Below are 9,072 nucleotides of genomic sequence, written 5' to 3' on the forward strand. Positions count from 1 at the left end.
GCGGCGGGGTGGCCCGCCCGCCGGTCAGCTGGACCACGGCTTGTTGTCCATGAGCGCGAACAGTTCCGCGTCGCTCGCGTCGGTCAGGCTGGTCGAGTCGGCCACGGTCTCGGGTCCGGACCACTTCGCGAGGACCGCCCGCAGGCGCACGGTGAGGTCGGCGCGCCTCGGGTCGTCCTCGGTGACCTCGTCGAGCAGCGCCTCCAGGGCGGTGAGCCGGGTCGCGGCGAGCGCGGCCGGGTCGACCTCCGGGAGCAGTTGCTGCTTGAGGTGGGCCGCGACGGCCGCGGGCGTGGGGTGGTCGAAGAGCACGGTGACCGAGAGCCGCAGGCCGGTGCGGGCGTTGAGCCGGTTGCGCAGCTCGACGGTGGTGAGCGAGTCGAAGCCGAGGTTCTTGAACGGTCGCTCGGCGCCCACGGTCTCGATGTCCTCGTGACCGAGGACCACCGAGGCCTGTCGGCGCACCTCCTCGACGAGCAGCTCCTCGCACTCCTTCGGGGACAGCCGCGCCAGTCGCTCGGCGAGCCCGCCGCCCGCCCCGGCCTCCGCGGCGGCGGACGCCGTCCGCTTGGCGGGGGCCTTGACCAGGCCGCGCAGCAGGGGCGCGACGTCGCCGGTGAACCTGGAGGGGTCCAGCTGCACGGGGACGGTGTGGGTGTGGTTGTCGCCGGTGGCGGCGTCGAAGAGGGCGAGGCCGTCGGCGGTGGACAGGGCGCGCACACCGGTGCGTGCCATCCGGTCGAGGTCGGCCTGGCCGAGCTCGCCGGTGATCCCGCTGGTCTGCGCCCACAGCCCCCAGGACAGGGACTGTGCGGGGAGTCCGAGGCGGCGGCGGTGGTGCGCGAGGCCGTCCAGGAAGGCGTTGGCCGCGGCGTAGTTGGCCTGGCCGGGCGCGCCGAACACGCCGGAGGCGGAGGAGAACAGCGCGAACAGGGCGAGGTCCTTGCCGCGGGTGAGTTCGTGCAGGTGCCAGGCAGCGTCCGCCTTGGGGCGCAGCACCGTGTCGAACCGCTGGCGGTTCAGGGCCGTGACCACTCCGTCGTCGATGACGCCCGCGGCGTGCACGACGCCCCGCAGGTCGTCGATGCCGTCCAACAGGCCCACGAGGTCGGCGCGTACGGCGACGTCGCAGGCCACGACGCGGGCGGTGGCGCCGAGTTCGGCGAGCTCCGCGACGAGTTCGGCCGCGCCGGGCGCCTCGGGGCCGCGGCGGCTGGTGAGCACCAGGTCCGTGACTCCGTACCGCTCGGCCAGGTGGCGGGCCACGGAGGCGCCGAGGGAGCCGGTGCCGCCGGTGACCAGGACCGTGCCGTCCAGGGTGGCCGTGGGGATGGTGAGGGCGACCTTGCCGACGTGCTTGGCCTGGCTGAGGTAGCGGAAGGCCTCGGGTGCGCGGCGGGCGTCCCAGGTGGTCACCGGCAGCGGGGAGAGCACGCCCTCCTCGAAGAGCCGCGCGAGGTGGGTGAGCATCTCGCCGATGCGTTCCGCGCCCGCCTCGCCGAGGTCGAAGGAGCGGTAGAACGTGCCGGGCCAGGAGGCGCTCACGGCCTGCGGCTCGCGGATGTCGGTCTTGCCCATCTCGATGAACCGGCCCTCGGGGACCAGGAGGTCGAGCGAGGCGTCGGTGAACTCCCGGGCCAGGCAGTTGAGGACGACGTCGACGCCCCGGCCGCCGCTGGCGGCGCGGAAGGTGTCGGCGAAGTCCAGGGTGCGCGAGGAGGCGAGGCGTTCGGCGGGGATGCCGCCGGCGCGCACGGTCGGCCACTTGGGCTCGCTGGCGGTGGCGTACACCTCGATGCCCCAGTGGCGCGCGAGCTGGACGGCGGCCATGCCGACACCACCGGCCGCGGCGTGGACGAGCAGCGACTCGCCCTCCTTGATGCGGGCGAGGTCCTGCAGCGCGTAGTAGGCGGTGAGGAACACGGTGGGCACGGCGGCGGCCTGGGCGAACGACCAGCCGGTGGGGATCGGCGCGATGGTGCGGGCGTCGGTGACCGCCAGCGGTCCCGCGTACGAGCCGTTCAGCAGGCCCATGACGCGGTCGCCGACGCGCACGCCGGTGACGCCGGGGCCGACCTCGGCGACGAAGCCCGCGCCCTCGGAGCCGAAGGCCATCTCGGTGAAGGACTTGGCGACGTCGACGACGCCGAGGGCGAGCAGGACGTCGCGGAAGTTCACGCCGGTCGCCCGGACCTCGACGCGCACCTGGCCGTCGGCCAGCGGCGCCTCGGCCTGCGGGCACGACACGAGCCGCAGTCCTTCGAGGGTGCCGCTGCCGTCCACGTCGAGGCTCCACGCGCCGTCGGCGGGCGGGACGAGGGTGTCGGCGGGCACCACGCGGGCGAGCCGGGGCGCCAGTGGGGCGCCCGCGCGCACCACGCTCTCCGTCTCCCCCGCGGCCAGGGCGGCGGCGACGGCGGCGGACAGGGCGGCGGCCGAGCGGGCGTCGTCGTCCAGGTCGATCTGGACGATCCGGCCGGGGTTCTCGGAGCAGGCCGAGCGCACCAGGGCGCGGACCGCGGACTGTACCGGGTCGATGCCGTCGCCGGGCAGGGCGGCGGCTCCGCCGCGGGTGACGACGGCGAGGGTGGCGGCCTCGGTCTCCTCGGCGGCGAGCCAGGCCTGCAGCGCGTCGAGGACGGAGCCGGTCACCTCGCGGATGGCGGCCAAGGGGTCACCGGCTCCCGCGGGCACGGGGAGCAGCACCACACCGGGCAGTTCCTCGCCGGTGCGTACGCTCTCGCGGAGCGCGGCGAGGTCGGCGAAGCGGACGGTTCCCTCGGCGTCCGGGGCGGGGTCGCCCGCGCTCCCGAGCACGGCCGGGCTCTGCCCGGACCGGGCGGGGGCCTCGGGCACCGCGACCCAGTCGAGGCGGAACAGGCCGTCCACGTGCGGCCGTTGGCGGACGTCGGCGCCGGCCACGGGCCGCGAGGTGAGCTCGTCGACGGTGAGCACGGGCAGGCCCGTGGAGTCGGTCATCGTCAGGGACAGGGCACCGGCGCCGTTCGGGGTGATCCGGACGCGGGCCGCGGTGGCTCCGGTGGCGTGCAGGCGCACCCCGCCGAAGGAGAACGGCAGCCGGGGCTCGACGCCGCTCTCCTGGTGGAGGGCGGTGGCGATCTGGCTGTGCAGGGCCGCGTCGAACAGGGCGGGGTGCAGGCCGAAGCGGGCCGCGTCCGCGCCGCCCCGCTCGTCCAGGGCGACCTCGGCGAAGAGTTCGTCGCCGCGCCGCCACAGGGCGCGCAGCCCCTGGAAGACGGGGCCGTAGGCGTAGCCCCACCCGGTCAGCCGCTCGTACAGGCCCTCGACCGGGACCGGGGTGGCGTCGGCGGGCGGCCAGGCGGACTGCTCGGCCGCGGCCGCGGCGGCGGGCTCCGCGCTCAGGGTGCCACTGGCGTGGCCCGTCCACTCCTGCGGGCCGCCGTCGGCTCCGGCGGGGCGGGAGAAGATCCGCACCTGACGGGCACCGGCTTCGTCGGCCTCGCCGACGGTGACCTGGACGTCGACGCCGGGGCCTTCCGCGGCCAGGGCCAGCGGACTCTCCAGGACGAGTTCGGCGATCTGGTCGCAATGGGCGTACTCACCGGCGCGCAGGGCGAGTTCGACCAGTGCGGTACCGGGTACGAGGACACGGCCGAGGACCTGGTGGTCGGCGAGCCAGGGGTGGGTGCGGGTGGAGATCCTGCCGGTGAGGACGTAGCGGTCGCCGTCGGCGGCCTCGACGCCCGCGGACAGCAGCGGGTGCCCCACGAGGGAGAGTCCGGCGCCGGAGACGTCGGCCGCGCCGCCGGTGCCCCCGGAGAGCCAGTAGCGGCGGCGCTGGAAGGCGTAGGTGGGCAGGTCGACGGCGTCGGTGGCGTCGGCGGCGTACACCGCGTCCCAGTCGACGTGGACGCCGCCGGTCCACAGCTGGGCCAGGGAGGTCAGGAGCCTGCGGGTGCCGCCGTCGTCCCTGCGCAGGGTGCCGGTGACGGTGGCGGCGCGGGCGCCCGCCGGCTGGTTCGCGACCGTGTCCTGGACCGCGGTCAGCAGGACCGGGTGCGGGCTGACCTCCACGAAGGCGGTGTTGCCCTCGTCCAGGAGCAGCTGGATGGTCTCGTGGAAGCGGACGGGCTCGCGCAGGTTGCGGTACCAGTACTCGGCGTCGAGGCTCTCGCCGGGCACGGGCCCGGCGGTGACGGTGGAGTACACCGGGGTGTCCCCGGCGCGCGGGGCGACCGGCGCGGCGAGGTCGAGGAGCTGTGCGCGCACCCGTTCGGTGTGCGGGGTGTGGGACGCGTACTCGATGCCGACCTTCCGCGGCCGCAGCCCGGCGGCCTCGGCCTCGGCGGTCACCTCGGCGAGCGCGTCGAGGTCGCCGGCCACGACGGTGGACTCGGGGCCGTTGGTCGAGGCGATCCACACTCCGGCCCGGTCCCCGATGAGCGCGGTGGCCCGCTCGGGCGTCGCGGAGAGCGCGTACATGGCGCCCTTGCCCGACAGGTGCTCGTGGAACACCCGGCTGCGCAGGGCCACGAGGCGGGCGCCGTCCGCCAGCGACAGCGCACCGGCCGCGCAGGCGGCGGCGATCTCGCCCTGCGAGTGGCCGACGACGGCGGCGGGTACGACGCCCAGGGAGCGCCACAGCCGCGCGAGGGAGACCATGACGGACCACAGCACGGGCTGGACGATGTCGTCGCGCTCCAGCTTCTCGCCGCCGCGCAGCAGTTCGAGCGGGTCCCAGTCGAGGTGCGGGGCCAGCGCGTCGGCGCATTCGCGCATCGCGTCGGCGAACACCGGGGAGGCGGCCATGAGGTCGATGGCCATGCCCGCCCACTGGGAGCCCTGGCCGGGGAAGACGAACACCACCTTCGCGTCGGACGAGGCGGCCTCGCCGATCGTGGCGTGCGCGGAGGTCTCCTGCCCGGCGACGGCGTCGAGTGCGCGGAGCAGCCCGTCCCGCTCCCCCGACAGGACGACGGCACGGTGGCGCAGCGCGGTGCGCCGCAGGGCGAGCGCGCGGCCGGTGCCGAGGATGTCCGCGCCGGGGTCGGCGGCGAACTCGCGCAGCCGGGCGGCCTGTTCGCGCAGGGCGCCGGGGGTGTGGCCGGAGACGACCCACGGTACGGTGGCGCCGCGCGCGGCGAGCGGCGCGGGGGTCTCGGAGGGCGTCGCGGCGGAACCGGGCTCGACGGCCCCGACCGCGTCGTCCTCGAACTGCTCCAGGATCACGTGGGCGTTGGTGCCGCTCACGCCGAAGGCGGAGATGCCCGCGCGGCGCGGCTGTCCGGTGCTCGGCCAGTCGGTGACCTCGGTGACGAGGCGGACGTCGCCCGTCTTCCAGTCGACGTGCGGGGTGGGCTCGTCCACGTTCAGGGTGGGCGGCACGATGCCGCGCTGGAGGGCGAGCACCGTCTTGATGACGCTGGCCACGCCCGCGGCGGCCGCCGTGTGGCCGATGTTGGACTTCACGGATCCCAGGAGCAGCGGGCGGCCTTCGGGGCGGTCCTGGCCGTACGTGGCGAGCAGGGCCTGGGCCTCGATCGGGTCGCCGAGCGTGGTACCGGTGCCGTGCGCCTCGACGACGTCGACCTCGGCGGCGGCCAGGCGGGCGTTGCCGAGGGCCTGGCGGATGACGCGCTGCTGCGCGGGGCCGTTGGGCGCGGTCAGTCCGTTGGACGCGCCGTCCTGGTTGACGGCGGATCCGCGCAGCACGGCCAGGACGCGGTGGCCGTTGCGACGCGCGTCCGAGAGTCGCTCGACGAGCAGTACGCCGACGCCCTCGCCCCAGGCGGTGCCGTCGGCCGCGGCCGCGAAGGCCTTGACGCGGCCGTCGGAGGCGAGTCCCTGCTGCTTGGTGAACTCGGTGAACATGCTGGGCGTCGACATGATCGTCACGCCGCCCGCGAGGGCCATCGTGCACTCGCCCTTGCGCAGGGAGTGCGCGGCCAGGTGCAGCGCGACCAGTGAGGAGGAGCAGGCCGTGTCGATGGTGAGCGCCGGGCCCTCGAAGCCGAAGGTGTAGGCGATGCGGCCGGAGGCGACGCTCGCGGCGTTGCCGATGCCCATGAAACCGGCCAGCTCGGGCTGGTTGTTGCCGAGCATCAAGGTGGCGTAGTCCTGGCCGTTGGTGCCGACGAACACACCGGTCCTGCTGCCGCGCAGTTGGCGGGAGTCGAGCCCGGCCCGCTCGATGGCCTCCCAGGAGGTCTCCAGGAGCAGGCGCTGCTGCGGGTCCATGGCGAGGGCCTCGCGCGGCGAGATCCCGAAGAAGTCCGCGTCGAAGTCGGGGGCGTCGTGCAGGAACGCGGCGGCGCGGGTGGCCGATCCCGCCTCCTGACCGGGGCCGTCCTCGAAGAGCGCGTCCAGGTCCCAGCCGCGGTCCGTGGGGAACTCGCTCACGCCGTCGGCCCCTTGGAGCACCAGCTGCCACAGCTCCTCGGGGGAGCCGACGCCGCCGGGGAACCGGCAGCCCATGCCCACGATGGCGATGGGCTCCCGCTCGGCGTCCTCGACCTCGCGCAGTCGGCCGCGGACCTTGTGGAGGTCGGCGCTGACCCGCTTGAGGTAGTCGAGAGTCTTGTCCTCATCCATGGTGGATCCCATTTCGTGTGTCGCGCCGCATCGGCTCGTGCCGCTCGCCGCTCGGGCGGGCGGTTGTGCCGGGGTGCGCCGGCTCGTTCGTGCTCAGGGGCCCGCCGTCGTGCGCCGGCCCGTTCGTGTTTCGGGGACTGCCGTGGTTCACAGGCCGAGCTCGTTCTCGATGAAGTCGAAGACCTCGTCGCGCGACGCGGACCGCAGGTGCTCGGCCGCCGTCTCGCGGGGCGCCTCCGAGGACCAGCGCCCCGCCAGGGCCGCCAGCCTGGCCAGGATGTCCGGCGAGGGGGCGGCCTGGGCCGCGACCGCGGCGAGCCTTCCCTCGAGCCGGTCGATCTCGGCCAGCACGGACTTCTCCGACAGTTCGTCCTCGCCCAGTTGGGAGCGCAGGTGCTCCGCGAGTTCGGCCGGGGTGGGGTAGTCGAAGATCGAGGTGGCCGAGACGGCGAGTCCGGTGGCCGCGGCCAGCCGGTTGCGGAACTCGACCGCCGCGAGCGAGTCGAAGCCCACGTCGCGGAACGGCTTGTCCGCCTCGATCGCCGCGATCCCCGTGTGTCCGAGCACGGCCGCCGCGTGGGTACGGACCAGCTCGGTCAGCGCCTGCTGCCGCTCGGCGCCGGAGAGCCCGGAGAGGCGTCGGACGAGCTCGGCGGCGCCGTCCTCGGCGGGCTCGGCGGGTGCCTGCCCGCGCAGCGCCTCGGGAATGTCGGACAGCAGGGTGCTGGGCCTGGTCGAGGTGTACGACAGGGCGAACTTCTCCCACTCGACGTCGGCCACCGTCAGGCAGGTCACCCGCTGGTCGATCGCGTGCCGGAGCAGGGCCAGCGCGGTGTCGGGCGCGAGCGCCCGCACGCCGCGTCGGCGCAGGTGCGCCTCGGCGTCGTCCTGCGCCGCCATGCCGCCCTCGCTCCAGGGCCCCCACGCCACCGAGGTGGCGACGGCGCCGCGCGCCCTGCGCCGCTCCGCGAGCGCGTCGAGGTAGGCGTTGGCCGCTCCGTAGGAGCCCTGTCCCGCGCCGCCCCAGACGCCGGCCGTGGAGGCGAACAGCACGAAGGCGTCCAGCTCGGTGTCGGCGAAGGCTTCGTCGAGGTGGCGCGCGCCGTCGGTCTTGCCCGCGCTGATGGCGCGCACCTCGTGCGCCGGTGTCCCGTCGATGCGGGTGGACTGGGAGACGCCGGCGGTGTGCAGCACCGACGTGACGCGCACGCCGTCGGCGGCGAGCTCGCCGAGCAGTGCGTCCAGCGCGCCCCGGTCGGCGACGTCGCACGCGGCGATGGTCACCCTGGCTCCGAGGCCCGTCAGTTCGGCTTCCAGGTCCGCCGCCCCGGGAGCCCCGCGGCCCCTGCGGCTGGTCAGCACCAGGTGTTCCGCGCCCGAGCCGGCCAGCCAGCGGGCCACGTGGGCGCCCAGGGCGCCGGTGCCGCCGGTGACCAGGGCCGTGCCGCGCGGGGTCCAGCCCACGCTGTCGGCCGTGACCGCGAGGGGGGCGCGCCGCAGTCGCCGGGCGAGGATTCCGCCGACGCGCAGCGCCACCTGGTCCTCACCGGTGGTCCCGGCCAGGACGGCGGCCAGCCGTGCGGTGTCCCGTGCCCCGAACTCCTCGGGCAGGTCGATGAGACCGCCCCAGCGTTCCGGGTGTTCCAGCGCGGCCACCCGGCCGAGGCCCCACACCTGGGCCTGGCCCGGCCTGGTCGCCTCGGCGCCGACGGCGACGGCGCCCCGGGTGACGCACCACAGGGGTGCCGGCACGTCCGCCTCGCCCAGGGCGCGCACCACAGCGTGGGTGGCGGCCAGCAGCCAGGTGTCGTCCGGGGCCTCCGCCAGCGCGAGGAGGGACAGCACTCCGCGCACGGGTGTGTCCGCGACCACCGCGCGGATCCGCTCGGCGAGGGCGTCGGGGTCCGTGGCGCCCTCCGGGTCGGCGGACACGTCCACGGTCACGATGTCGAGGCCCTGTCGCTCCAGCGTCGCCGCGCACGCGGCGGCCGCCGTGCCGCCCGCGGTGATCTTCAGCCAGGTGCCGGTCGGTTGTGCGGCCGGTTCGGCGAGGGAGCGCCAGTGCACGTCGTAGCAGAGCGCGCCGAGGTCCGAGCGCTCCTTGGACCTGCGGCGCCAGTCGGCGAGGACCGGCAGGATCTCCCGCAGCGGCGCCTGCCGCTCCCCCTCGTCGACGCCCAGGGTGCGGGCCAGGACCTCGATGTCCTCGCCCTCCACCGCGGACCAGAAGGCCTGGTCGAGCTCGGAGGTGTGCTCCCCACCGGTGGCGGCGGGGGCGTCCAGCCAGTAGCGCTGTCGGTTGAAGGCGTACGTGGGCAACGCGACCCGCCGTCCGGGACGCAACTGCGGCCACGAAACCGCAGCACCCCGCGCATACAACCGCGCCAAACCCTGCCCGAACGAGGCCAACTCGCCCTGCCCGACCCGCACCGCGGGAACCGCGACGACACCCTCACCACGACCCTGCACCAAACCGGACAGCACCGCCTCCGGACCGAC

2 protein-coding genes are annotated in these 9,072 nt (G+C 75.4%); both read right to left on the minus strand.

Translation table 11 applies throughout. The features are described from left to right. Positions 1–24 precede the first annotated feature (24 nt). A complete protein-coding gene (locus ACFWAR_RS18010) occupies positions 25–6,573 on the minus strand; it encodes an SDR family NAD(P)-dependent oxidoreductase (protein ID WP_385778159.1) in 6,549 nt (2,182 codons plus the stop codon). A gap of 147 nt (positions 6,574–6,720) precedes the next feature. Then, positions 6,721–9,072: SDR family NAD(P)-dependent oxidoreductase (locus ACFWAR_RS18015; protein ID WP_385778162.1), on the minus strand; the 2,352-nt coding region annotated here is incomplete at its 5' end.

The organism is Streptomyces sp. NPDC059917, assembly GCF_042730635.1.
Lineage (GTDB): Bacteria > Actinomycetota > Actinomycetes > Streptomycetales > Streptomycetaceae > Streptomyces.

What these genes read in the sequence shown, in the direction of transcription:
- ACFWAR_RS18010 (WP_385778159.1), bottom strand. Translation starts at nt 6,573, where the DNA reads ATGGATGAGGACAAGACTCTCGACTACCTCAAGCGGGTCAGCGCCGAC.